We start from the raw sequence: 25241 nt of genomic DNA, 5'->3' as shown, positions 1-25241 counted from the left end.
CCCACTATGGCTTTATTACAAATCGCTGAACCTGGCCAAAGCGCCGCGCCGCATCAACATAAGCTCGCTGCAGGTATTGACCTCGGCACCACCAATTCGCTGGTTGCTACTGTGCGCAGTGGCGAGGCGCGGACCTTGCAAAACGCCGCCGGTGACGACATGTTGCCGTCGGTAGTGCAGTACCTGGCAGATAAAGTGGTAGTTGGTAAAGCGGCTATTGCTGCGGCCATTGCCGATCCGCATAACAGTATTTTTTCGGTGAAACGCCTGATGGGCCGTGGTTATGCTGAAACTGTGGCGCAAGCGCAACAACTGCCGTATTTATTGGTGGATCAGCAAGGTCTGGTGGCGATTGATACCGCCCAAGGCGTGAAAAACCCGGTCGAAATTTCCGCCGAAATTCTGGCCACGCTGGCCGATACCGCGAGCCAAACCTTAGGTGGCGAGCTGATGGGTGTGGTCATCACGGTACCCGCATATTTTGATGATGCGCAGCGTCAAGCCACCAAAGATGCCGCTAAACTGGCTGGTTTAAATGTGCTGCGGTTATTGAACGAGCCGACCGCTGCTGCGCTGGCTTATGGCCTGGATTCCGGTCAGGAAGGTGTGGTTGCCGTGTATGACTTAGGTGGCGGCACCTTTGATATTTCTATTTTGCGTTTAAAGCGCGGTGTGTTTGAAGTACTGGCCACCGGTGGTGATTCGGCGCTCGGTGGTGATGATTTTGATCACGCTGTCGTGCAATGGCTGCAGCAACAAAGCGGTGAAGCACAATTATCACATCAAAGCCTGCGTCAGCATCTGCAATTGGCGCGGCAGATTAAAGAACAACTTTCTGCGCACGACAGCTACGCATTTGAGTTACCAACTGCCAACGGCACGTTAGCGCTCAGTTTAAGCCGCGAACAATTCGACAGTTTAATTCAGCCGTTGGTGCGTAAAACTATCCGCGCCTGTAAACAAACCTTACGTGACGCCGGTTTAAACGCCGATGAAGTGGCGAAAGTGGTGATGGTCGGCGGTTCGACGCGAGTGCCTTTAGTGCGCACGGCGGTCGGCGAGTTTTTTGCCGCTGAGCCGTTAACCTCAATTGATCCGGATAAAGTGGTCGCCATTGGCGCTGCCATCCAGGCCAATGTGCTGGTTGGCAATAAATCCGACACCGACACTTTATTGCTGGATGTGATCCCACTGTCGCTTGGTTTAGAAACCATGGGCGGCTTGGTTGAGAAAATTATTCCACGCAACACCATTATTCCGGTGGCGCGGGCGCAGGAATTTACCACCTTTAAAGACGGTCAGACCGCGATGTCATTGCATGTGCTGCAAGGCGAGCGCGAGTTGGTTGATCATTGCCGCTCACTGGCGAAGTTTAATCTGACTGACATTCCGCCAATGGCTGCCGGTGGTGCGCATATCCGGGTGACATTCCAGGTCGATGCCGATGGTTTACTCAGCGTCACAGCGCAAGAGAAGTCGAGCGGTGTGACAGCCAGTATTCAGGTGAAACCTTCTTATGGTTTATCGGACGACCAGGTCGCCACGATGATCCAAAGCTCGATGCAGTATGCCAAGCACGACATGCAACAACGTTTACTGCGTGAACAGCAGGTTGAAGCGAGTCGGGTGTGGGAAGCAGTCAGTGCCGCTATTTCCGCCGACGCGCATTTGCTGGGTTCGGCCGAGTTACTGGACATCGAACAAGCGTTATCAGCGCTTAAAGTCGTCAGTCAGGGCGACGATACCGCTGCGATTAAAGCGGCTATTGATAAAACCAATCATATCACCGACGAGTTTGCCGCCCGCCGGATGGACAATTCAATCCGGCAAGCCCTGCAAGGGCATAAAGTCGACGAGGTGTAACATGCCACAAATTATCTTTTTACCCCATGCTGAGCTCTGTCCGGACGGTGCTGCGCTCAAAGCCGAAAAAGGCGAAACCGTGCTGGATGTTGCACTGCGTAATGGCATTTCGATTGAACATGCCTGCGAAAAATCCTGTGCCTGTACCACTTGCCATATCATTGTGCGGGAAGGTTTTCGCAGCCTGAATGAAAGTGACGAGCTCGAAGAAGACATGCTGGATAAAGCCTGGGGTCTGGAGCCGGAATCACGTTTAGGTTGTCAGGCGCGTATTGCTGATGAAGATCTGGTGGTGGAAATTCCAAAATACACTGTCAATATGGTCAGCGAAGGGCATTAAGTGCGTGACCAATATCAGTCGTTTTTCTCGTTAAAACCGCTGATAAGTTGCAGGTATATTTGATGTACCTGTTTTAACTTGATGTTTTTCTTGATATTCCAAAACCAGCCGCCATGGCTGGTTTTTTTGTATAGGCCCGCTTCTATGTCCATGGATAACGGGCGTGCTGAAAATGTCGGGAGCATTTATTCGGCGTTGTTGTTTTTATCCGCTCAAATTGTTGTAAACCTCTGAAAGTTAATATAAAGTCCCGCCCCCAAATATTTCAGCCGAGTCGGGAACTAAATTTATAGTTTTGAATTCGCTGGTTTTTTTAAACTCGTTGGCTACGCTAGTGAGAGTAAAGCCTTAAGTGACTGGAGATGTTCTGATGAAAAAAACGTTTTTAGCGACCATGGTCGCTGTAGCTTTGTGTAGTACAGCAGCAAAGGCCGAGGTGAACATTAATGGTTTTGCCTCGATCAAGGCCGGTAAAGCAGGCAGTGGCGATTCGCTTTACGGTTATACCGATGAAATTGATTTCAAAAACGAAAGTTTGTTTGCGGTGCAATTTCAATCTGATCTCGGTGAAAAACTTTCTGTAACTGCCCAACTGATGGCCCGCGGCAATAACGATTTTGATGCTGAATTTGAATGGGCTTTTTTAACTTATCAACTGGATGACGCCTGGCGCTTAAATGCTGGCCGTTTACGTACTCCGTTCTACAAATACTCGGATTTCCGTGATGTCGGGTACGCCTACGACTGGTTGCGCACACCACAAAGTGTTTATGACTTAGGCTTTGATACCATTGAAGGTGTGTCGTTGTATCACTCTGGCACCATCCGCGATATGCAATCCAATATTCAGCTGGTGTTTGGTGCTTATGATGGTGAAGTCACGCTGCAAGGCACCAAAGCGCCAGCGCAGATTAACAACATTATGGGTGCCAGCTGGGAGCTGAGTCAGGATTGGTTGTCGGTGCGAGTGGCCTATCTGGTCGGTGCTGTCACCGTTGATGCGCCGGTGTTTAACCCGCTGTTTAATGCGTTAAATGGGGTAGGTTTGAACTCAATCGTGAAGGCCATTGATTTTGATGAAGATGATGGCAGCTTTTTTGGTTTGGGGATGAACTATGACCGCAACGACTGGTTAATGGTGGCGGAATACACCCATGTCAAAGTCAAAGATACCTTCTACGCCAATCAGGATTCTTATTATGTTTCATTGGGTCATCGCTTTGATAGTCTGACCCCTTACATTTCATACGAAAAAGACGAAGACGATGCCAAGCCAGAAATTTACGCTGGGCTACCGGCGAACTTCCCGTTATTGCTGCCTATTGCTTCGATTGTGATGGGACAGGAATTTGAAAATACCAGCTGGAATGTCGGTATGCGCTATGACTTCCATCCTGCCGCAGCGTTTAAAGTAGAACTGACGTCGTCCGAAAATAATATGACCAACCAAAAAGACAGCCTGATTGCCATCGGTGTGGACTTAGTCTTCTAAGGTTATACCCCGAATCTTCAAGGATAACGGGTATTTGAAACCCGGCTTTCAACCGCTGATTGACGAGACTGAGGAGAAGATATGAAGAAGGTATTGCTCGTGACTGCAATTGCGGCTTTGTGCAGTCATTCAGTGCAGGCAGAGGTGAATATTTCCGGATTTGCATCGGTGATGGGTGGGAAACTGACCAGCGGTACCGGTGTGCCGGAGTTTGGCTTAGGCCCGACTTTTCTGGCGAATTATCCAACCGTCGGTGTGTATGAAGATGAATGGACATTTAAACCGGATTCGAAATTTGGTTTGCAAATGACCGCTGACTTAACAGAAGGCCTCACCGCCACTGTGCAGCTGGTGGGTCGTGGTGCTGACGATTTTGAAGCTGGTTTTGAATGGGCTTATGTCTCTTACGAGCTGAACGAACACTGGACCATTCAGGCCGGTAAAAAACGTTTACCGCTGTATTATTATTCTGATTTCTTTGATGTCAGTTACGCTTATTTGTGGGTGCGCCCAGCCGCGGACAACTACACCTGGCAAATTTTTAATTATACCGGCGTCAATGCGCAGTTTAATTACCAGCTTGGCGATTGGGCGATGTCGGGCAATCTCTATACCGGTAGGGAAGACGACGGTGAAAACAAATTGTTGTCGGAGTTTTTTGGCTCTACACCGATCCGGGAAATCTGGAAAGATATTATCGGTGGTGTGCTGAGCTTTAACCGCGATTGGCTGGATTTGCGTTTCACTTATATGACTTATGAGAATCAACGGTATCGAGATGGTGTACCGGTATTATGGAACGGTAAAGATACCAGACGCGGCAACTTCGCCGGATTCTCTGCCAACATCGATTACAACAACTGGCTATTGTTGTCGGAAGTGAATCGGCTGACGCTGGATGGTGGTGATTTTGATACCTACCTGATTTCAGCAGGTTACCGGATAGAGCAATGGACCCCTTATATTTCCTATGCCGATTTTGATTCCGAAGGTGAAGTTCACAGCACCACCAGTGTGGGGGTGCGCTGGGATTTCCACAGTTCGGCGGCGTTTAAATTTCAATTCGACGATGTCACCGATGATGGTTTTAATGGTGGACAAGTCGCGGGTGACAGCAAGGCTATCACTCTGGGTATAGATTTAGTATTTTAAGTATTGGAGACAACCATGAACTGGTTAAAAGTGATGACCCTGACCACAGCAATGACCGTAACTTCTGCGATGGCCGAAGTTGCAGTCATTGTTCACCCGTCTAACGCTGCGACTGTTGATCAGGCTGAGATTACCAGGCTGTTCACTGGCCGTGGCACAACCTTTAATAATGGCAGCAAAGCCACACCTTTGAATTTGGCAGAATCTGCTCCAGCCCGTGGTGAATTTGACAGTAAAGTACTGAGTAAATCGTCCAGTCAGATGAAAGCGTATTGGTCAAAATTAGTTTTTACCGGCAAGGGCACACCGCCCAAAGAGTTAACCTCTGATGCGGAAATGAAAGCAGCTGTTGCTGCCGATGCTGCGGCTATTGGTTATATCGATGCTGCCGCGGTTGATGGCACGGTCAAAGTGCTGGCTAAATTCTAAACCCGAATGTTACTTTCAAGATAATCCTTAAATCGGAGCTGCTTGCAGCTCCTTTTTTTGCCCGCCTGAAGTGCAATTAAATCTGAGTGCAATTAAATCTGAGTGCAATCAAATCTGAATTGCGAAAAGCCAAACGCCTTGGCGCTCTGGCTGTCGTCACTTTGTCATTTGCCTGCAGCAAGATATATGCTGGCGCGAAGTGGCAGCCAGAAATGTTATTTTGAGAAATAGGCATTTGTCTGGCAATAGCGTATAATTCGCGGCCGCTAAATTTTAACCAGTTATTAATGGAGTCTTCGATGGCCTTAGAACGTACTTTTTCAATCGTAAAACCTGACGCAGTTGCCAAAAACCACATCGGTGCAATCTACCACCGTTTCGAATCTGCAGGCCTGCGTATCGTCGCTGCAAAAATGCTGCACCTGAGCCGTGAACAAGCTGAAGGCTTCTACGGCGAACACAAAGAACGTCCTTTCTTCAATGCATTAGTATCTTTCATGACATCTGGCCCGGTAATGGTTCAGGTTCTTGAAGGTGAAGATGCCGTGCGTAAAAACCGCGAAATCATGGGCGCGACCAATCCTAAAGATGCTGCTGCCGGCACTCTGCGTGGCGATTATGCTGCCAGCATCGACGAAAACGCTGTTCACGGTTCAGACGCTGCTGCTTCTGCTGCCCGTGAAATCGCGTTTTTCTTCACTGATGCTGAGCTGTGTGCCCGTACACGATAAGCTGAAGTGAAACGCAGCAACGACCCACAGCCCTGCAATTTCAAAGGATGTGGGTTTATACCCAAAATCATTGAAGATTCGGGTAGGCGGCAACTGAGTGAATCCCCAGGAGCTTAGCTGTTCTAAGTGACTGGGGTGAACGAAGGCGGCCAACAACCCCGAATTTTCAAGGATGAAGGGTATATACTGCAAAGGGGGCTTAGCCCCCTTTCTGTCTATTTGTACCCAATGAACCCGGTTGTATTTTGTTTGTCTCAATAGCCTGATGGACCAAACAAAATCCAGTCTTAGTACGTTTGAAGTTGCCCGAGGAGTGCCCAGAAATGTCCACAGTTGATAACAAAGTGAATCTGTTAGATTTAACACGCGAACAGATGAAAGAACTGTTGGTATCGCTGGGCGAAAAAGCCTTCCGTGCCGATCAGTTGATGAAGTGGATTTACCATTTCTGTGTCGACGACTTCGACAAAATGACCAATATTAACAAAGACCTGCGTGAAAAATTAAAACGCAACTGCGTGATTGAAGCCCCTGTTGTGGTGACGCGTCAGGACAGTGCTGATGGCACGATCAAGTTTGTGATGGGACTCAAAGGCGGCCAGGAAGTTGAAACCGTTTGGATCCCGGAAAAAGATCGCCGTACTTTATGTGTTTCATCGCAGGTCGGTTGTGCGCTGGATTGTACTTTCTGCTCCACTGCGCAGCAGGGCTTTAACCGCAATCTGACGGTGTCGGAAATTATTGGCCAGGTGTGGCGGGTGGGGCAGATTATTGGCTCTTACGGCGACACCGGCGTCAAGCCTGTGACGAACGTGGTGATGATGGGCATGGGTGAGCCCCTGCTGAATCTGAACAATGTGGTGCCGGCCATGGATCTGATGATGGAAGATTATGGTTTTGGCCTGTCGAAACGCCGCGTCACTTTAAGTACCTCAGGTGTGGTGCCGGCCCTTGATTTACTGAAAGATAAAATCGATGTCGCCTTGGCCATTTCGTTACATGCGCCGAATAATGAGTTGCGTGATCAGCTGGTTCCTGTTAATAAAAAGTACCCGATGGAAGAATTTCTCGCCTCGGCCAAGCGTTATGTGCAAGACTCCAGAGCCAATGATAAAGTAACAGTTGAATATGTGATGCTGGACGGGATCAATGACAGCATGGAACAGGCACATGAACTGGCTCATGCCTTGCGGGATACACCGTCAAAAATTAACCTGATCCCGTTTAACCCTTACCCGGGTTCACCTTACAAGCGGTCCAGTAATTCCAGGATCGACCGTTTTAACAAGGTGTTGCAGGAGCACGGTTACACCGTGATGGTTCGCAAAACCCGTGGTGACGATATTGATGCCGCCTGTGGTCAGTTGGTTGGTGATGTGATTGACCGCACCAAACGTCTGGCGAAAAAGCAGCTGAAAGGCGAGGAAATTGCTGTAAAAATTGTCCGATAACTACAAGGATTTTCGCATCAAAATGCAAAATAAGTTGGTTGTTGCCAGTGTGTTCTGTCTGACGTTGCTCAGTGGCTGTGTGTCGGAATCGACCGTCGTCGATACCGATCGGGTGGGCAGCCCGCGCACCGATATGAAAGAAGCAGCCCGGACCCGGATGTCTTTGGGGCTCAATTATTTGCAGCGTGGCGACACGTCACAAGCCAAGTACAATCTGGAAAAAGCCAAGCAGTTGGCCCCCGACATGTCAGACGTCGACAATGCCTTAGCCTATTATTTCCAGCAAGTTGGCGAACTTGATCAAGCGGAAGATGCTTACCGCGCTTCGTTGCGTAAAGACAGCAACAATGCCGATACCTACAACAACTTTGGCTCTTTCCTCTGTCAAATCAATAAGTACACTGAAGCCGAAGAATTACTGCAAGCTGCAATTAAGCGACCGGGCTATATCCGGGTCGCCGACAGCTATGAAAACCTGGCCTTTTGCGCTTTAGCCCAAAAAGATTACCTGCGTTATCAACAGTTTTTGCGTCAGTCGTTACAACACAACAGTAACCGTACCTCATCACTTTACAATATGGCGGTGATTGAATACGCCATGGGCAATTTAACCGAAGCGAAAAAATGGCAAGCCCGGTTACATCAGATGGGGCAGGTATCGCCGGAAGCGACTTTAATTCGCTATTTGGTGGCTTATCATAGTGGTGATGCTGTTGAACAACAAACTGCTGAGAAATTCCTGTTGTCCGTTTATCCGGGCAGCAGCGAAGCGGCGATGTTACTGAGCAGTGACTTTAGCCAGAGCAAGCCAGAACAAATGAAGCAAGCGTACAAAGCCACGTTGCTAACCACGCCCGCTGATCAAGTCGATATGCCCGACAAACCTAAAATGAAGATTGTAAAACGTAAGTCTTCGTCTGCTGGTGCAGCTGCCACGTCTTTGGCAGTTGCTGCAGCGCCAGTACCGACTTTCGCAAGTCAAGTGACTGAAACTGCGGAGCAACAGCGGCCACGCGACGAAATGTCAGATTTACCCGCAGAAGCCGAAAATCTGCAGACTTCTTCGGAAGTGACTGCCGCCTTGACGCCCGTGGCGACCTTACCGGAAGAACAGCCGACTACCGCCGTTGTTTTACCGACAGAATCAGCCGCAACCGGTGAAATTTCAGAGCCAGAAGTTGCAGCAACAAATACAGCAACAGTGGCTGATGATGTGGCGAGTCAGGCTCAAAGCAGCTTGCCGGATCCGGAGCAGGTCGCACAGACAGAAGCAGCCGCAAGCACAGAGGTTCTGACCCACAAGGTTGGCGCCGGTGACACTTTGTACAATATTGCCAGTCGTTACCGGTTATCGGTGCCCGAATTGCAGGAATTGAATCAACTCGACGATGCAGCACTGATTGTCATGGGGCAGGAGTTACGGTTATCGGCTGCTGCAGACGCAGTACAAAGTGGACCGAAGAAATCGCAGCTAGCAAATTCCACCGAGCCAGCGCCAGCTTCCTATCAGGTGGCTGACGGCGAATCCTGGTTCAGTATTTCCTATAAATACAACATCAAACTTGATACGCTATTGAAGTGGAACAATATGACCGCAGATCAACCGCTGTCGATTGGCCAAACCATTTATCTCAGGGATCCGGCACTACCATCATTATGAGTAAAACAGCAGAAGCACAAGCCGATAGTGTTGGCGCACTCTTAAAGCAAAGCCGCGAATTAAAAGGGCTGACCACCGCTGATGTGGCGACTCATCTGCGGCTGAAAGTCAGTCAGATTGAGCAAATTGAAGCTGAACAATGGGATCCGGCCGTTTCGGTGACTTTTATGCGTGGTTATTTACGGGCTTATGCCCGACTGTTGAAGTTGTCGGAAAGCGAAATTCTCCAAAATTTCGAATTGCAGACGGCTTACCTGCGCAATCAAGCCAAGCCGATGCACAGTTTCTCGAAGAAAAACCGCCTCGATGCGGTGGACAACCGTTTTATGCTGGCCACTTATTTGCTGGTGGTGTTGCTGATTGGATTGTTTTTAGTCTGGTTCTGGCAAACCCATTGGCTGGATTCGCAACCGGTATCGGTGGTTCCGGAATATCGGGTCAGTGGCGAGCCTGCCGCTTTGCAAACGACTTTACCATCAAGTCATACCGCCCAGGCCGACGATGTCAGTACCCAGCCAGTTGACTCCGAATTGACGACTTCATCAGCCGAAGTAACATCGCCTACGGCAAAACAAAAAAGCCCTGCGGATGAGCCGGCTGCGGTGACAACGGAACCTACGGCAACAATAGAAACAACGTTGCCGCCGACAAACAATTCAGCAGTTACCGGTCCAACAGTGACCAGCCAGCTGCAAACAACTGAAGTTGCTGCAAACACCGCCCAACAGGCGGATCTGGCAACCAGCACCGGACCAACTGCCGAGCCTGTGACAACAACCCAGCTCACCGCTAACGCACCTGCAGCATCAACCGAACCGCCGGTCGCAGGCAGCACGGCACAGTTACAACTTACCTTCAGCGCTGAATGCTGGGTCACAGTGCAGGATGCGTCCGGCAAGCGTCTGGCGTATGGCATTCAGTCGGCTGGGCAATCGTTGCAGTTAACCGGGCAATTACCAATCAGTGTCACGCTTGGCAATGCTGCGGCCGCTAGCCTACAGCTGAATCAAACAGCTGTTGATTTGTCGGGCTATAAAGCCGGACAAGTCGCACGTTTAACTTTAGATGGACAGCCTTAACATGTTTTCAGAAAGTCCAATTATCCGCCGTAAGTCGAAACAAATTAGTGTCGGTAATGTATTGATTGGTGGCGATGCGCCGATTGCCGTGCAGTCGATGACCAACACCAAAACCACGGACGTTGCCGCCACACTGGCGCAAATTCAGGCCATCGCCAACGCCGGTGCCGATTTGGTCCGGGTGTCGGTACCAACGATGGAAGCGGCCGAAGCTTTTAAGCTGATCAAACTGCAATCGCCCATTCCGCTGGTGGCGGACATTCATTTTGATTATCGCATCGCGTTAAAAGTCGCCGAATATGGTGTCGATTGTTTACGGATTAACCCGGGCAATATCGGCCGTGAAGATCGCATTCGCGCCGTGGTCGATGCAGCGCGGGATAAAAATATTCCAATCCGGATTGGCGTCAACGGCGGTTCGTTAGAAGCTGATTTACAAGAGAAATATGGCGAACCAACCCCGGAAGCTTTGGTCGAATCGGCGATGCGCCATGTTGAAATTCTGGACCGGCTGAATTTTCATAATTTTAAAGTCAGTGTTAAAGCCTCCGACGTGTTTTTAGCCGTTGGTGCGTATCGCTTGCTGGCCAAACAAATTGAACAACCACTGCATTTAGGCATTACCGAAGCCGGTGGTTTGCGTTCGGGTTCGGTCAAATCTGCCATTGGTCTCGGCATGCTGCTGGCCGAAGGCATTGGCGATACCATTCGGATTTCGCTGGCGGCCGATCCGGTTGAAGAAGTGAAAGTGGCGTTTGATATTTTAAAGTCGCTGCGTATTCGTTCGCGTGGCATCAATTTTATTGCTTGCCCCAGCTGTTCGCGGCAAGAATTTGATGTGATCAAAACCATGAACGAGTTGGAGCAACGGCTGGAAGATGTCATCGATCCGCTGACCGTATCTGTGATAGGGTGCGTGGTGAATGGCCCGGGCGAAGCCCTGATCTCCGATTTAGGGGTGGCTGGCGCCAATCGTAAAAGTGGTTTTTATCTGAAAGGTGAGCGGCAAAAGCTGCGCATCGACAACGAAAGTGTCGCCGAACAGTTAGAGCAACAAGTGCGTTTGTATTTGGCGCAGCAAAAGCAACTGATTGATATCAAACAAGTTGACTGAGTTGGGTTAGTAGGCCTAAGTAAAAGCGCATGACCTTATCGGTCAATATAGGATCCGGTGAACCGGAGCCGCTAAAAAACAGTTAAATAAGAGTCAGTTAAAGTGTCTAAAGAAATTCAAGCCATCCGCGGGATGAACGATTGTCTGCCGCAGGAAACGCCGGTCTGGCAATATCTGGAACAGCAGCTGCGTAGCATTGTTGCCAGTTATGGATATGAAGAAATCCGCTTTCCGATTGTCGAAATGACCGAATTGTTCAAACGCTCCATTGGCGAAGTGACCGATATCGTTGAAAAAGAAATGTACACTTTTGCCGATCGCAATGGTGACAGCCTGACGTTAAGACCAGAAGGCACCGCTGTTTGTGTACGCGCTGCCAATCAAAACGGTTTGCTGTATAACCAGGAACAACGGTTGTGGTATATGGGGCCGATGTTCCGCCACGAGCGGCCGCAAAAAGGCCGTTATCGCCAGTTTCACCAGTTTGGTCTGGAAGTTTTTGGCATGCAGGGCCCGGACATTGATGCTGAAGTCATCGTACTGACTGCGAGATTGTGGCAAAAACTCGGCTTAACGCCTTTTGTAAAGCTTGAGCTTAATTCGCTGGGTTCGAACGCGGCGCGCGCTGCTTACCGTGATTTATTAGTGGCTTATCTGGAACAGCACAAAGAGCTGCTGGATGAAGATAGTCAGCGCCGTCTGTACAGCAATCCGTTGCGGGTGTTAGACAGTAAAAACCCGGCAATGGCGGAAATGCTGGCCAACGCGCCACAACTGCTGGATCATTTAGATGAAGAATCTGCCGCGCATTTAACCGGTTTAAAGCAGCGGTTAACGGCCGCTGGCATTAGTTTTGAGATTAATCCGCGTTTGGTGCGGGGTCTGGATTATTACAACCGTACTGTATTTGAGTGGGTGACCACCAACTTAGGATCACAGGGCACCGTATGCGCCGGTGGTCGTTATGATGGTTTAGTCGAACAGCTGGGCGGCAAAGCGACGCCGGCCGTCGGCTTTGCCATGGGCATGGAACGGCTGGTGTTATTGCTGCAAAGTCTGGACTTAGTGCCCGCAGTCAGCAACAATGCAGACCTTTATCTGATGCCGCTTGGCGAAGCTGCGGAACTTGCTGCAGTTTCGATTGCCGAACAGCTGCGCAACATCTTGCCAGGCAAGCGAATTGTGCTGCACTGCGGTGGCGGAAACCTGAAAAAACAACTGAAGCGCGCCGATAAGTCCGGTGCAGAAATTGGGTTGTTGCTCGGTGACACTGAACTTGCCGCTGGCCAGCTGACCTTAAAATGGCTGCGTGCCGAAAAACCACAAACTACAGTCGACATCGCTGATTTAGCCACCGTGCTTTTGCAGTCGTAACGGAGTAAACGATGGAAATTTACAATACCGAAGAACAACAAGTCGAAGCGATTAAGCGTTTCTGGAAACAAAATGGCGTCTCTATTATCGCCGGTGTGGTGATTGGTTTAGCCGGTTTATATGGCTTTCGCTATTACCAGTCACAACAAGTTGCCTCTATTGAGGGCCAATCTTCACAATATGCCGCTTTGATTGAAAAAGTCGGGGCAGAAGGTACTGATAAACCGGCCTGGCTGATTGAAGCCCAAACCTTTATTGAAGCAAATCCAGGCAGTTCTTATGCCGTGCTGACCGCGTTGTTGGCGGCGAAAGAAGCTGTGCTGGCCAAAGATTATGGCGTGGCTGAAAAGCAGTTGTCCTGGGTTGTTGCCAATACCAAAACTCCTGAAATCATCGCCGTTGCCACACTGCGGTTGGCGCGGGTTCAAACTGAGCAAGGCAATTTTGACGCTGCTCTTAGCACTTTAAACGCCACTTTACCAACAAGCTTTACTGCACAGCAGCAAGAGTTAAAAGGTGATGTGTTGCTGAAGTCTGGTGACGAAGCCAAAGCCAAAGCCGCATATCAAGCCGCTTTAGCTGCTGTCGAAGACGGTAAAAATCCGCTGTTACAAGTGAAATTGAACGAACTGGCCCATGTTGCCAGTTAAGAGGTTGATGTGAAGTTATCGGTAAAACCTGTCGGCGTAGCGGTACTTCTGCTGTTAGCCCTTTCAGCTTGTTCTTCCAAAGAAGATGACGAGCCAACGCTGCCGGAAATCACGAATAAAGTGGAACCGCAGGAAGTCTGGAGTAGCTCAGTTGGTGATGGCATCGATCATTATGATGTGCAGCTCAAACCGGCCATTTTTGACAATAAAGTCTTTGCAGCTAGCCGTGATGGTGAAGTGGCAGCTTTTGATTTAAGCAGTGGCAGCGAGTTATGGTCGATTGATTTACGCGATGGTGACGATGCGCCGCTGTTTGGTGGTTGGAGTCATTGGTGGAATGGTCGTTCTGCGAAAATTGGTGGTGCAGTCTCGGTCGGTTTCGACAAAGTGCTGGTTGGTACTGAAGACGGTGTGGTGGTTGCGCTGAATCCATTAACCGGCGAGAAAGTCTGGTCGGTGAAAGTGGGTGGCGAAGTATTGGCGGCACCGGTAGCGGCCGAAGGTTTAGTGTTGGTCAGCACCGGTGGTGGCCGTATTTTCGCGCTGCAACCTGATACCGGCGAACAACGCTGGATGCACGAAACCGAAAATGGCCTGTTAACTTTGCGTGGCATCAGCCAGGTCGCGGCCGCCAACGGTGGTGTGGTTTTTGGCACCGGCAACGGTAAAGTTGGGGCGCTGATTTCTGATAAAGGTGTACCGGCTTGGGAAGAACCTGTGGCACTGGCCAAAGGTGCAACTGATTTAGCCCGGATCATCGACGTCGACGCAACGCCGATTGTGCATGATGGAAAAGTATTTGCCATCGCCTACAACGGTCAGTTAGTGGCACTTGATTTACGTACCGGCCGTGAAGTGTGGAAGCGTGAATACGCCAGTTTCCGCGCTATGACTCTGGAAGATGATGTGCTGTACCTGGTTGATTCTGTGGGTAAAATGTACGCTATTGATGCCCGTAGCGGCCTCGAAACCTGGGCGCAACTGGTGTTACATCGTCATTTTGTCACCGCACCAACGGTATACAAAAAATATCTGGTGGTGGGTGATGCCGAAGGTAATCTGCACTGGTTTGACAAAACCAATGGCGAGTATCTGGCACGTCACGAGTTTGACAGTTCAGGCTTTTATGCCGAAGCTGTTGCAACCAGCGAATATTTATTACTGCAAAGTCGCAACGGTGAGCTCACCTTGCTGAATTTGCCTGAATAAGGCCTGCCCGAAATAAGTGCAGAAACAGGCCTGTTCGCAGGCCTGTTTTTTTAGTTTGTAGCCCAGTGTTTTTCAGAACGCTGGTATACCCAAAATCATTGAAGATGCGGGTAGGCGGCAACTGAACGAAGCCCCAGGAGCATAGTAGTCCTATGTGACTGGGGTTCGTGATGGAGGCCAACAACCCCGCATCTTCAAGGATGACGGGTATACCCATCAGTCATTGCAGCTGCAAAAACTGAGGGTACATACTGTTTGATGTGACCCTAAGGTCAAATGAACCATCTTGGTTCACTCTAGAAGATTGAGGAAATTCCATGTTACCGGTAGTCGCCCTGGTTGGCCGTCCAAATGTCGGCAAATCTACATTATTTAACCGTCTTACCCGCACCCGCGATGCTTTAGTGGCGGATTTTCCAGGGTTAACCCGGGACCGTAAATACGGCTCGGTTGATTATGAAGGTCTGGAATTTATTGTGGTCGATACCGGTGGTATCGACGGCAGTGAAGAAGGCATTGAACTGGAAATGGCCGAGCAGTCGCTGCGCGCCATCGATGAAGCCGATATCGTGCTGTTTATGGTGGATGCCCGTACCGGTGTGAACGGAGCCGATAGCGCCATTGCCAATCATATTCGCCGCATCAACAAAAAAGTGTTTGTTGTTGCAAATAAAACCGATGGTTTAGATGCCGATACCGCCATTGCCGATTTTTATAGTTTAGGCATTGGTGAAGTGTACCCAATCGCCGCGGCACATGGCCGAGGCGTGACGAATCTGCTGCAACAGGCGTTGGTGCCGTTGTTATCTGAGTCACAAGCTGCCCGTTTAGCAGCTTATGAAGCCGGTGAACCGCTGGAACCGGTGGATGAAGACGCTGAAAAACTAGCGCGTGATTTACACATCAAACTGGCCATTGTTGGCCGGCCGAATGTTGGTAAATCGACTTTGACCAACCGGATCCTGGGTGAAGAACGCGTTATCGTGTTTGATATGCCAGGCACCACCCGCGATTCGATTTATATTCCGATGGAGCGGGGCGATCGTAAATACACCCTGATAGACACCGCTGGTGTGCGTCGTCGCGGCAAAATTGACGATGTAGTGGAAAAATTCTCAGTAGTCAAAACGCTGCAGGCGATTGAAGATGCCAATGTGGTGATTTTGGTGCTGGACGCGCAGCAAGGCATTTCTGATCAGGATTTAAGCATTTTAGGTTTTGTGCTTAATTCCGGCCGTTCGTTGGTGATCGCCGTCAACAAATGGGATGGCCTGAACGACAGCATCAAAGATGAAGTGAAACGTGAACTGGACCGCCGGTTAGGTTTTATCGACTTCGCTCGCTTGCATTTTATCTCTGCTTTGCATGGCTCTGGGGTCGGTAATTTATTTGAATCAGTGGAAGAAGCTTTTGATTCGGCCACCCGCCGCGTCAGTACAGCGCTTTTGACTAAAATCATGACTATGGCGCAGGAAGATCACCAACCGCCTTTGGTGAAAGGCCGTCGCGTGAAGCTGAAATATGCCCACGCCGGTGGTTATAACCCGCCGCTGATTGTCATTCACGGTAATCAGGTGGAAGATTTACCAGATTCGTATAAACGTTATCTGATGAACTATTTCCGTAAATCCTTGCAGATGATGGGAACGCCGGTTCGCGTTGAATTCCGCGGTGGCGAAAACCCATTTGCGGAACGTCGTAGCAATTTAACACCGCATCAGACCTACAAACGTGAACGGTTGTTAAAGGCGCGGGCTAATCTGGCGAATAAGAAAAAGCCTGGTCAGCATAAGCCTTAATGGCGTACAACGAATAACGATCATTGATGACGAAGCCGCATACGTGCGGCTTTTCTATTAGAACGATTGGAGCAGGACGAATGGAGACATCCACAGCAGATGACAGTCAGCTTGCAACAGACCCACAGCATCTGCTTGCAAAGCTGCCAGCTTTTACCTTGCTAACACAGCTGCTGCCCGAGCTGCAGCAGTTCCGCTTTGGCGTTGGCGGCAGTTTATTGTTGTGTGAACTTGGTTTGTTAAGCCAGGCGCGGGATGTGGATTTGGTCTGTGCTGCCAGCGATTTTAACTCGATTTCCACGATGTTAAGCCGCACGCTGCACCAGGTGGCAGTCGCGCCCCATCCGCGGTACCAAAGCCGTTGTTTCGCTTGTTTTGTTGCTGCTGACGGCACCCAACTTGATTTGATGGCGGACATTGCCGTGCTCGACGCTGGTGAGCTCATCAGCTGGCCCTTTGATGAGTCGCAATTGCAAAGACGACAAGGCATTCCCTGGATGAGCGTACAGCAGTGGCTGGAGCTGTATCAGCTGTTCCAACGGCCACAACGGGTGGCTTTGTTGCAGCAGTGGTTACGATGACACCATCACATGTCAGGACTGGGCTTGGCGCTGTAACGGCAGCTTCAGCACAAAACAAGCGCCGCCCGTTTCCGCCTGCTGCACACTGACCTGCCCTTGATGCCAACTGACAATCCGCTGCACTATCGCCAAGCCAAGCCCAAATTGGGTTGATGCCACGGTGTCGCTGGTCTGATCCAGCCGGACAAACGGCTGAAAAATCCGCTCAGCATCATCCGGCGCAATGCCAGGTCCGTCATCGCTGATTAAAATCCAGGCTTCGCCATGGTGCAGTTCAATTTGCAGCGCCAGTGTGTGATTGGCAAATCGACAGGCATTGTGCAGCACATTTAACAATGCCCGTTGCAAATAATGCAGATTGGCTTGTTCCAGCCAGATATCACTGCCGGTCAGATTCAACCGTAACTCCAGCTGTTGCCGCTGCAGCAGCGGCTGGCATTGTTCCGCCACCTGACGACAGCAGCTGCGCAGTTCGACTTTGCTAAAACTCAGCTGTTGCTGTTGGCGTGACATGCTGGCGTATTCTAAAAAGGCATTCACCATCGCTTCCATCCGGTCTAAATCTTGTTCCAGCCGGCGCAAGTAATAGTCTTTTTGCTTCGGATCAGCACATTCCAGCGCTGCGTCCAGACCAAACCGAAAACAAGCCAGCGGTGTGCGAAGGTCATGCGACAACGAACTCGCCAGCAATTGGTTGTCGGCCAGCAGCTGGGTGATTTGTGCTGCCATCTGATTAAAGCTTTGCTCCAGTGCCGGAATATAAGACCAGGCCGAAGGCGCCAGCCGCGCGGTTAAATCGCCCTGGCCAAATTGCGCCGTGGTTTGATTCAGTAACCATAAGCGCCGGGTCAGTGGCAGCAGCCAGAACAACATGATCAAACAAATTCCGCCGTACAACGACAACGTCAGCCACAAGTCTGCCGGATGCGTGTCGGGCTGAAAGGGCCATTGCAGACGGAGCAGCCAGTCGGGATGAGCATTTAAGGCTTTGAGCACATAATGATGATCAGCTGCCGCCAGTTGTAAACCGGCAGGTTGGTGTAATTGTTGTTGTAATTCAGAAGGTAACGCCAGGTTTGCTGCGCTTTCCAGCCGGATCGGTAGCTGCCAGGCTGTGGCTTGTTGAGTGACCCAATCTTCTAATTTTTCGGCACTTTGTTGATCAGCCGCCAGTGCCAGTTGCTGCACTAATAGCGGCATTAATTGCTGATCGGAGCTGGCGGCAGGTTCTGCCGGGCCGGCCAGTTGATCCAGCAAGCCGCCCAGCAAAAACAAGGCACAAATCGCCGACAGCATCAGACTTAACGACAGTTTCAGCATGCTAGTTTTATCCGGCTTTGTTTTATCCAGCTTGGCTTGATGTGGCAGCTCATCGCTGTTGCCAGCCGTCAGCGACAAACAAATACCCTTTGCCCCACACCGTTTTGATCCGTTTGGGATTAGTGGCGTCATCGGCCAGCTTTTTCCGCAGCACCGACACCATCACATCAAAACGCCGATCGAGTCCGTCGTGTTCGCGGCCTTTGAGCGCCAGAAACACCTGATCGCGGCTACAGATCTGACCGGCACGGCTCGCCAGAAACCATAACAAACTAAATTCGGCGCTGGTAAGCACCACTTCTTCGCCAAACAACAACACCCGCTGCGCTTCGGCACAAATGTCCAGCTGCGCAAATTGCAACCTGGTTTGCGGCAGCACGGCCGGTTCAGTCACCGGCACCCGGTTACGCAGCGCCGCTTCAATTCTGGCCAGCAACACTCTGGGCCGTACCGGTTTGATCAGATAATCGGTGGCGCCCAGCTGTAAGCCCAGCACTTCATCCATTTCTTCGCCTTGTGCGGTCAACATCAGAATGGGCAGGGCGTACTGCTGGCGTAACAAACGACACAGCTCCAGGCCATTGATCCCCGGCAACATTAAATCGAGTAAAATCACGTCGACCTGCAGTTGCGCCATCGCAGGCATGACCGTGTCGCCGCGGCTATGATGAATCACCTGATAGCCTTTTTGTTGCAGGTAATCGGTCACCCAACTGGCCAGCGACAAATCATCTTCAACCAATAACACCCTGCCGTAACCGCTCATGTCGACTCCTAAAACAAGCGCCAGTGCCGCTTGGCTCTGGATGCTTTGTGCACCCAATTGACTTCGATCTGCGCCTGCGCCAGCGGCTGTTGATCTTGCAGCAAACGCACCACGCTGGTTGAGGCCGCGGCAAATTCAAACTGATGCTGGCCTTGTTGCTGTTGTTTCCAGCATTGCAGCACCTGATCGTCGATCGCCAGACACAAGTCCAGCGGTTGATTACTGTGCCAGCGGGCGGTCACTTTACTGTAGCAAGTGCGGCCTTGTTGCAGACTGACACAGGTATCCGGGGTCATTTTAAGCACCACGGCAACGGCTTCGGTCGCGCCAACGCCGGTACAATGCAGCAATAGGGCACTGATCAGCAGTATCCAGCAGCACTGACGGCTAAAACACATAACGCACCATCAGAATGGTGACTTGTTCATGCGAGCGGCTGACCAGCGGGCTGTCCAGATAACTGCTGCTGAACAGGTTCACCCCAATACTGCCGTCCAGTTGCCAGTGTTCGGCCAGTGGATAAATCGCCGACACGCCAAGATGGGTTTTAAGGCCGGCGCCAGCGCGGTACTGCGGTAGATCCGCTGTCGCTTCGACGGGGGCAACGCCATAATAATAATTCACGACTTTGGCCGGTTCGACGGTCAAAGCGGCATTCAGATACAGGTCCAGATTGCGCCATGGTAACAAATAGCTGTAGCTGATCCGGCCAATAGCACCATGATGGCTAACCAGATCCAGCCCGGCTTCGACGCCTATGACATGTTGTTTGGCCTGATATTGATAGCGCAGCGAATTCAGCGAATCGTTATTACGGATCTGCAGGCCCGCCAGCTGTGGGTTCGCTTGGCTGACTTTATTATCCGGGATCCAGACATTGTAATTGCTGGCGATCAGATCCCAGCTGTGTTCTTGGTGCTGATAAAAACGATAGCCAACGGAAGCGCTGTAAACATGCGCTCCCCGGCGGTGCATCGGCGTTTCGATAAAAAAATTACCCCAGGTCAGTTCACCGGTGACTACAAACAACAGGCCCTGGTTAATGTCCTGCTCCTGATCCAAACCAGGCACCAACGTATGGTGATAACCTTTGCCAACGCCTAGATACAACGTGCCTTCGAGGTCTTCGAACCAACGTTCTGCTATAGACGTGTCCGCTTGGGTTACACCACTGCAAGTGCTGATGATCAAACCAAACAGCCACCGGCTAAGCGTATTCATGCAGGAACCTTTTGGTGTAACGATGTACCCATCGACGACTTTCCCGTTCACGTTGTAGTTGCGGCGTGTATGCCGTTGGATCAATGCCGGGCAAATGATACCTGTTAAGCCTCGGCAGTAGATGTTTAAAAAGTGTAATTTTTTATATTGTTGGTGTCATTCGCTGCCACTTGCGACCACACCAACAACAACTCAGAATTTCACTTTGATGCCAATTGATGGAAAAATCCCAATATTTTCATCGGCTTGAATTTGATAACTTTGCGCCTGATCCTCTTTGCCTGCCATCAGGTAATAACCGGAAATATTGCGCCGGTTCAGTACATTTAAAATGGCATAGCTGTAAGTGGCCGGTAAACCAAACAACGTGCTGTCATAGTCAGCCTGTAAGTCCAGCCGGTGATACAGCGGTAGTGTTTCAGCATTGTGTTCACCATAGACAGCCACCCGGTAACCTGGGTTATAAGGGTTGGGTTTGCTGCCGACAATCGCACTGTATTTGGCGCCGGAGCGCACCGTCAGCCGCCCGCCCAGTTTCCAGCGCTCACTAAGTTGATAGTTCAGCACCAGATTGGCAATCAGCGGCGTATCCAGATAATACTCGGTGGTGATTTGCCGCCGCTCATCGGTGCGATCTGCTTTAGACCAGCTCAGTGATGCCCAGCCGTCAAAGTCGCCCGCTGTTTTACTTTCTGGCGTTTTGCGTAACAACAATTCCACGCCATAAGCCTTGCCAGAAGTGTCGTTGCTATAGTGTTTTGCCTGATCGGCATCCTGTTCAGTTAATGCCAGCGGCAAGCGACTGAGTTTTTTCAGATAGGTTTCAGCGCTCAGTGACCAGTGATTATTCAGCTGATAATTGGCGCCAAACGCCAGATGGTCAGCCTTGGGTTGCAATAATTCCGGATTACCGGTTTTCGGCAGCACGCTGTCGATATCACCAAATCTGCTGTAACGACCTGCTTTGAGCAGTAATTCCAGCTGATCGGTGGCGGCAAAACTCAATTGACTGCGCGGCAACACCAACCGTTGTTTTTCTCCTTGTGGCAACACGCGTTGCTGATAGTCCTGTTGCTCCAGCCGAACACCTAATTGCCAGTTCCAGGCCGGCGATAATTGCCATTTTTCGGTGACAAAAACGCTATCGCTGCGATAGTTGATGTCGCCAAAATCCTGAATGCGCTCACCGCGCTGCGCAAAGCAGTCCGGTTGATGATCGGTGCAATAATAGGGGACAACATCAAATCGGTAGTCCAGCTGGCGCTGCTGGGTTTCCACGCCAAAGTGCAGCTGGTGATCGAGATGATATTGCCATTGGTTCAGCAGCTGCACGGTGCGGGTTTTGTCTTGATAACGGATAAACTGACCGGCACCAAAACCGGTTTGTTGTTGATCGTCAAGCTGCTGCAGACTCAGTTGCAGCTGATAAACACCCGGCAGCTGATACTGATATTGCGCCAGTTGACTGTCAAAACGGGTGTGGATATAAGCATCGCCGATGGTATCCGGATCTGTTCTGCCTTGTTCGGCGTTTTTCGCGATATTCGCCCGCGCTTCATCACGGGCACCGGCTGCCGTCAGCGTGAATTGATGCTGCTCGTTTGGTTGCCACAAATAGCGCGCCTGATAATCGGAGCTGGTTGGCGGCTGGTATAAGGTGACATCGTCGTCCAGCTCATCGCCTTTTTTGAAAAAATACTGCAGATTGCTTTGCCGGTACGACGTATAAAACGCCTGCGTCTCGGTGACAGCGCCTTCGATGAGCAAACCCGATTGCATAAAACTTAGATCGGCAATACCACCGATATCCTGCTGCCTTGGATTGCGCAGCTTAGCGGCAAACACGCCGCCGGTGGCATTGCCGTATTCGGCGCCAAAAGCTGCCGGATGGAGCTGAAAATCCTGCAGCAAATTTTCATTGAGGATGCTGTTGCCGAAAATATGGAACAGGTAGCCGGCCGGCAGTCCGTCAATTAAAAACGCATTGTCGCCCGGTGACGAGCCACGCACTGCTGGCGCGCCACCATAATCGCCATCGGCATACACCACACCCGGTAAACTGAACACTGCTGATAGCGGATCGTTGAGCAGTCCCGCCACCGAAAGTAGCTGCACCGTGGCAGCGGTCGGTTCGGTATCCGAATCAAGTTTTTTGCCCTGCACACTGAGGCGCTCGATATTGGATTCAAGAGCGGGTTCAATCGTTGGTTCTTCGGCACTCGCTGCGGCTTGCAGCGGCTGCGACAACGCCAGACAAGCTACCACCAAAGACAACCGGAACGATTTCGGTAACGCCGCGCCGGTGGTGAAAAAACATTGAGTTTGCATACAAAAATCCTGTGGTAAAAGGTGAGTGGCTGGGTTAAAGCGCTAACGCATGGCGGTAAAGTTGCCCGGCCAACTGATACAAAGCGATTTCATAAGCTTGGGTTTTTGCCGGATCCGGCGCTAACCAATACTGACCATCGCTATTAAGCAGCAGCACCAGTCCGGTTTCGGTGGCGGAGTTGTAATACATCAGGCTGTTGGCGCCGACAAAAAGCCCGGTGTGACCAACAAAATCGCCGGATTTATGCCAGAACAAGCCCGGAAATTCCGCACCAGGCACGCGGGGAACATTAAGCCCAAGCACGGTTTGTTGTTTCGCGGCAGTAAAACCAGGCAGCGGATATTGCGGGGTTTTGCTGGCGATGGCGGCCAGGTAACGCGCTAAATCATGCGCCGAGCTATGCAAAGAACCGGCGTAAAAATCGGATGAACTGTAGCGTGGCAATGGCAGTAACTCATCGCCGGCCGGGATGTATAGCTGTGCTGGTGCCAGCTCGGTGGTCGTCGCCAGGCCGCTGGTATCCAGCGCTGGCCAACTGGTATTTTTCAGCTGCAATGGTGCGAAAATTTCCCGCGTTGACCAACTGGCAAAAGGTTCGCCAAGCTGCTGCTCCAGCGCCAGACTGGCCAGTTCCGCGCCGACGTTGCTGTAATGGGGTTCACCTGGCGTGCCGAAGTTTTCCGGCTGATAAAGCGCGCCGGATTGCTGCAAATAATCGGTCAGGAATAACTGGTGATCACGTTGCGGTGTGGTGCAAGGTGGCTGATCAGAAGCCAATAAGTTAAACAGGCTGCTGCCGTCAGCTTGCAGGTAAATGGCACAAATCAGCGTTTGGGAATGGTCCAGAATACCGGACTGATGCTGCGCCAATTCGCGCCACGACAGCGGTTTAGCGCGGGCGACCGGCCAGTCGATGCGCATTGGTAAAGTAGCAACCGGCTTTGCTGGATCAATATTCAGCAGACCCATTGCAGTGCCAAGCATGGTTTTACTGATCGATGCCGTGAGGATCGGGGTATCAGCTGTCATCGGTATCTGCTGCTCAACATTGGCCATGCCAGCAGCGAAACTGTGTACCACTTTGCCATTGCGAACGAGCGCTGCAGCGAGGCCTGGCTGATTAAATTGCTGGCGGAAATGCCGGATGCTCTGTTGCACGCTGGCTTGGTCGGGGCTTTGCAATGGTGCGGCATTGATCTGTTGCAAGGCCACATCTAATGCGGTCACGCTGCCCAGCGGCTGATCGAGGCTGACATAAGCGGCAGCGCTGACGTCTGGCAGAATACCTTGCACTTCCAGCAGTTTCTTTTGTGGGCCCAGATAGAGTTCATTGCTCAGCCGATAGCGACCGCCATTGGGCAAAGAACGTTCCAGTGCATTGGAAAAGGAGCCTTGGGTTGGCTCTCCGATCAAGGTCGCTTGCGGCAAACTTTGCAGCGCCAGCGCCATCACTTCGCCTGCGCTGACGGTCATGCCGCCGGTAAGGACCAGCAAAGGTTGCAGATAAGGATTGGCTGCTGCTGGCAGCGTCAGCGACTCTAAAGTGCCCGTACGCAAGCCTTTGCTGCCAATGACCCGGCTTTGCTGGTTAAAATGACTGACCAGTGCAAAAGCCAGCTGATCATCACCGCCGTAGTTAAAACGCAGGTCGAGCACCATCGCTTGGGTGCCCGCTAATTTCTGTTTTATTTCCTGCATGGCGGTATCCGCCAATTTCAGCTCTGCCTTGAAACGCAACAAATAATCAAGATTGTTGTCAACTGAGGTCCCGGACAGCAGACTCACCTGATTAAACCGCACATAACCGATATTGCCCGGCAGCAGGCCATAGCTGATATGTTCAGTCTGCAGTGGTTGTTGTAACCCTGGTTCAAGTAACTGACTGTCGATTTGCTGTTCAATGCTTTGCTGAATTTGTGTTTCCAGCTCAGCGGCTTGCTCTGGATCTTCAGTTTGCGCCGCAATGTCGACCAGGAAACCTTTAGTCGCGACGCCGGAGACGTAAAAATCCTCACCGATTGATAAATCGACATGGGCATCGTTAAATTGGCGGATGATCTGCCGGTAATATTGTTGTTCCTGGATCGGTGTCGCCGTGGCAAACAACGGCTGATAGTGTTGATAGATCTGCTGCCAATCGAGTTTGCGCTCTGGTAAAAATGCATAATATTGCTGCACGTCCTGCCAGAAAAACTCAAAATTAATGCTGGCGCTTTGTTCACCATTCAGCGGTTTCTGGCACGCTTCCGACAACTGTTTGATCCGGCTCCAGCGACCAATATAACCACCATCCTCTGGCATGCTGAACTGGTCGCCAGTTGCATCGAGTTTTAATAACGTCAGCAGTTTTTGGCTGCTTTGGGTTGGATACTCGGTATTTTTTACACAACCCATTTTGTTGTGATAATAACTGACGATGTTGGTCGGGCTAATCTGCCAGACTTCGCCATAGCCGGCTTTTTGCCAGACGCCGGTTAAATCCTTTGTTTCGGTTTTTTTGTCATCACCACAGCCACTGAGTAAAACAGCGCTGATGAGTCCGGCAGCGAGCGCAAGCTTGTATGGTTTTGGGGTATTGATATTTCGCATGATTAACCTCCTTTTAAGTGAGGTAAAGGTTAACCAAAGGTAAGCAGGCGGACTGTTGTGAGTTTGAACCGGATCTGTAAGTGTCTGTAAGG

Annotated in this window: 21 protein-coding genes; 15 read left to right on the top strand and 6 right to left on the bottom strand. The window is 50.8% G+C overall.

Features of this window, described 5'->3' with window-relative positions:
- Positions 1–6 precede the first annotated feature (6 nt).
- From hscA to EOE67_RS00995, 15 genes are all read left to right on the top strand, one after another.
- Positions 7–1863 (top strand): Fe-S protein assembly chaperone HscA, encoded by a 1857-nt coding sequence (hscA, locus tag EOE67_RS01065; RefSeq protein ID WP_127697207.1) that lies wholly within the window; start codon positions 7–9, stop codon positions 1861–1863.
- A 1-nt stretch (position 1864) separates the two neighbouring features.
- Positions 1865–2203 (top strand): ISC system 2Fe-2S type ferredoxin, encoded by a 339-nt coding sequence (gene fdx / locus EOE67_RS01060; RefSeq protein WP_127697206.1) that lies wholly within the window; start codon positions 1865–1867, stop codon positions 2201–2203.
- Between the two features lie 370 nt (positions 2204–2573).
- Positions 2574–3695 (top strand): porin, encoded by a 1122-nt coding sequence (locus EOE67_RS01055; RefSeq protein ID WP_240652663.1) that lies wholly within the window; start codon positions 2574–2576, stop codon positions 3693–3695.
- A gap of 81 nt (positions 3696–3776) precedes the next feature.
- A complete protein-coding gene (locus EOE67_RS01050) occupies positions 3777–4847 on the top strand; it encodes a porin (protein WP_127697205.1) in 1071 nt (356 codons plus the stop codon).
- A gap of 15 nt (positions 4848–4862) precedes the next feature.
- Entirely contained in the window at positions 4863–5276 is a 414-nt protein-coding gene (locus EOE67_RS01045; protein WP_127697204.1) for a type 2 periplasmic-binding domain-containing protein, read from the top strand.
- 299 nt (positions 5277–5575) lie between these two features.
- On the top strand, positions 5576–6007 hold the full coding sequence (gene ndk, locus EOE67_RS01040) for a nucleoside-diphosphate kinase (RefSeq protein WP_068067494.1): 432 nt from the start codon (positions 5576–5578) through the stop codon (positions 6005–6007).
- 323 nt (positions 6008–6330) lie between these two features.
- Positions 6331–7458, top strand: a complete 1128-nt coding sequence (rlmN, locus tag EOE67_RS01035) for a dual-specificity RNA methyltransferase RlmN (RefSeq protein ID WP_127697203.1) — start codon at positions 6331–6333, stop codon at positions 7456–7458.
- A 22-nt stretch (positions 7459–7480) separates the two neighbouring features.
- A complete protein-coding gene (pilW, locus tag EOE67_RS01030) occupies positions 7481–9118 on the top strand; it encodes a type IV pilus biogenesis/stability protein PilW (RefSeq protein ID WP_127697202.1) in 1638 nt (545 codons plus the stop codon).
- The gene (locus tag EOE67_RS01025; RefSeq protein ID WP_127697201.1) at positions 9115–10197 is read left to right on the top strand and encodes a RodZ domain-containing protein; all 1083 of its coding nucleotides are present in this window, start codon (positions 9115–9117) and stop codon (positions 10195–10197) included. Before pilW ends, EOE67_RS01025 begins: the two co-directional genes overlap by 4 nt.
- 1 nt (position 10198) lies before the next feature.
- On the top strand, positions 10199–11311 hold the full coding sequence (ispG, locus tag EOE67_RS01020) for a flavodoxin-dependent (E)-4-hydroxy-3-methylbut-2-enyl-diphosphate synthase (protein WP_127697200.1): 1113 nt from the start codon (positions 10199–10201) through the stop codon (positions 11309–11311).
- 102 nt (positions 11312–11413) lie between these two features.
- The gene (gene hisS / locus EOE67_RS01015; protein ID WP_127697199.1) at positions 11414–12685 is read left to right on the top strand and encodes a histidine--tRNA ligase; all 1272 of its coding nucleotides are present in this window, start codon (positions 11414–11416) and stop codon (positions 12683–12685) included.
- An 11-nt stretch (positions 12686–12696) separates the two neighbouring features.
- Positions 12697–13335, top strand: coding sequence for a YfgM family protein (locus EOE67_RS01010; protein WP_127697198.1), 639 nt, complete (start codon positions 12697–12699; stop codon positions 13333–13335).
- 9 nt (positions 13336–13344) lie between these two features.
- Positions 13345–14544 (top strand): outer membrane protein assembly factor BamB, encoded by a 1200-nt coding sequence (bamB, locus tag EOE67_RS01005; protein ID WP_127697197.1) that lies wholly within the window; start codon positions 13345–13347, stop codon positions 14542–14544.
- Between the two features lie 317 nt (positions 14545–14861).
- Entirely contained in the window at positions 14862–16343 is a 1482-nt protein-coding gene (gene der / locus EOE67_RS01000) for a ribosome biogenesis GTPase Der (RefSeq protein ID WP_127697196.1), read from the top strand.
- 80 nt (positions 16344–16423) lie between these two features.
- The gene (locus EOE67_RS00995) at positions 16424–16924 is read left to right on the top strand and encodes a hypothetical protein (protein WP_127697195.1); all 501 of its coding nucleotides are present in this window, start codon (positions 16424–16426) and stop codon (positions 16922–16924) included.
- Between the two features lie 12 nt (positions 16925–16936).
- Here EOE67_RS00995 and EOE67_RS00990 read toward each other — a convergent pair whose 3' ends face one another.
- The 6 genes from EOE67_RS00990 to EOE67_RS00965 all read right to left on the bottom strand — a co-directional run bounded on the left by EOE67_RS00990 (position 16937) and on the right by EOE67_RS00965 (position 25149).
- On the bottom strand, positions 16937–18322 hold the full coding sequence (locus EOE67_RS00990) for a sensor histidine kinase (protein WP_164852183.1): 1386 nt from the start codon (positions 18320–18322) through the stop codon (positions 16937–16939).
- On the bottom strand, positions 18294–19010 hold the full coding sequence (locus tag EOE67_RS00985) for a response regulator (protein ID WP_127697193.1): 717 nt from the start codon (positions 19008–19010) through the stop codon (positions 18294–18296). The genes EOE67_RS00990 and EOE67_RS00985 overlap by 29 nt, the downstream gene beginning before the upstream one ends.
- Positions 19011–19018: 8 nt before the next feature.
- On the bottom strand, positions 19019–19408 hold the full coding sequence (locus EOE67_RS00980) for a DUF3019 domain-containing protein (RefSeq protein WP_127697192.1): 390 nt from the start codon (positions 19406–19408) through the stop codon (positions 19019–19021).
- Entirely contained in the window at positions 19398–20231 is an 834-nt protein-coding gene (locus EOE67_RS00975; protein ID WP_127697191.1) for a MipA/OmpV family protein, read from the bottom strand. The genes EOE67_RS00980 and EOE67_RS00975 overlap by 11 nt, the downstream gene beginning before the upstream one ends.
- 192 nt (positions 20232–20423) lie before the next feature.
- Positions 20424–22559, bottom strand: coding sequence for a TonB-dependent receptor (locus EOE67_RS00970; protein ID WP_127697190.1), 2136 nt, complete (start codon positions 22557–22559; stop codon positions 20424–20426).
- Between the two features lie 34 nt (positions 22560–22593).
- Positions 22594–25149 (bottom strand): serine hydrolase, encoded by a 2556-nt coding sequence (locus EOE67_RS00965; protein WP_127697189.1) that lies wholly within the window; start codon positions 25147–25149, stop codon positions 22594–22596.
- Positions 25150–25241 lie beyond the last annotated feature (92 nt).

The sequence above is a fragment of the Rheinheimera riviphila genome (assembly GCF_004005945.1).
GTDB classification, from domain to species: Bacteria; Pseudomonadota; Gammaproteobacteria; order Enterobacterales; family Alteromonadaceae; genus Pararheinheimera; species Pararheinheimera riviphila.
This window is presented reverse-complemented; position numbering and strand designations above follow the sequence as displayed.

What these genes read in the sequence shown, in the direction of transcription:
- pilW (WP_127697202.1), top strand. Translation starts at nt 7,481, where the DNA reads ATGCAAAATAAGTTGGTTGTTGCCAGTGTGTTCTGTCTGACGTTGCTC.
- EOE67_RS01050 (WP_127697205.1), top strand. Translation starts at nt 3,777, where the DNA reads ATGAAGAAGGTATTGCTCGTGACTGCAATTGCGGCTTTGTGCAGTCAT.
- EOE67_RS01010 (WP_127697198.1), top strand. Translation starts at nt 12,697, where the DNA reads ATGGAAATTTACAATACCGAAGAACAACAAGTCGAAGCGATTAAGCGT.
- ispG (WP_127697200.1), top strand. Translation starts at nt 10,199, where the DNA reads ATGTTTTCAGAAAGTCCAATTATCCGCCGTAAGTCGAAACAAATTAGT.
- rlmN (WP_127697203.1), top strand. Translation starts at nt 6,331, where the DNA reads ATGTCCACAGTTGATAACAAAGTGAATCTGTTAGATTTAACACGCGAA.
- EOE67_RS00995 (WP_127697195.1), top strand. Translation starts at nt 16,424, where the DNA reads ATGGAGACATCCACAGCAGATGACAGTCAGCTTGCAACAGACCCACAG.
- EOE67_RS00970 (WP_127697190.1), bottom strand. Translation starts at nt 22,559, where the DNA reads ATGCAAACTCAATGTTTTTTCACCACCGGCGCGGCGTTACCGAAATCG.
- EOE67_RS01055 (WP_240652663.1), top strand. Translation starts at nt 2,574, where the DNA reads ATGAAAAAAACGTTTTTAGCGACCATGGTCGCTGTAGCTTTGTGTAGT.
- hscA (WP_127697207.1), top strand. Translation starts at nt 7, where the DNA reads ATGGCTTTATTACAAATCGCTGAACCTGGCCAAAGCGCCGCGCCGCAT.
- der (WP_127697196.1), top strand. Translation starts at nt 14,862, where the DNA reads ATGTTACCGGTAGTCGCCCTGGTTGGCCGTCCAAATGTCGGCAAATCT.
- ndk (WP_068067494.1), top strand. Translation starts at nt 5,576, where the DNA reads ATGGCCTTAGAACGTACTTTTTCAATCGTAAAACCTGACGCAGTTGCC.
- EOE67_RS00965 (WP_127697189.1), bottom strand. Translation starts at nt 25,149, where the DNA reads ATGCGAAATATCAATACCCCAAAACCATACAAGCTTGCGCTCGCTGCC.
- EOE67_RS01045 (WP_127697204.1), top strand. Translation starts at nt 4,863, where the DNA reads ATGAACTGGTTAAAAGTGATGACCCTGACCACAGCAATGACCGTAACT.
- EOE67_RS00980 (WP_127697192.1), bottom strand. Translation starts at nt 19,408, where the DNA reads ATGTGTTTTAGCCGTCAGTGCTGCTGGATACTGCTGATCAGTGCCCTA.
- EOE67_RS00975 (WP_127697191.1), bottom strand. Translation starts at nt 20,231, where the DNA reads ATGAATACGCTTAGCCGGTGGCTGTTTGGTTTGATCATCAGCACTTGC.
- EOE67_RS01025 (WP_127697201.1), top strand. Translation starts at nt 9,115, where the DNA reads ATGAGTAAAACAGCAGAAGCACAAGCCGATAGTGTTGGCGCACTCTTA.
- EOE67_RS00985 (WP_127697193.1), bottom strand. Translation starts at nt 19,010, where the DNA reads ATGAGCGGTTACGGCAGGGTGTTATTGGTTGAAGATGATTTGTCGCTG.
- fdx (WP_127697206.1), top strand. Translation starts at nt 1,865, where the DNA reads ATGCCACAAATTATCTTTTTACCCCATGCTGAGCTCTGTCCGGACGGT.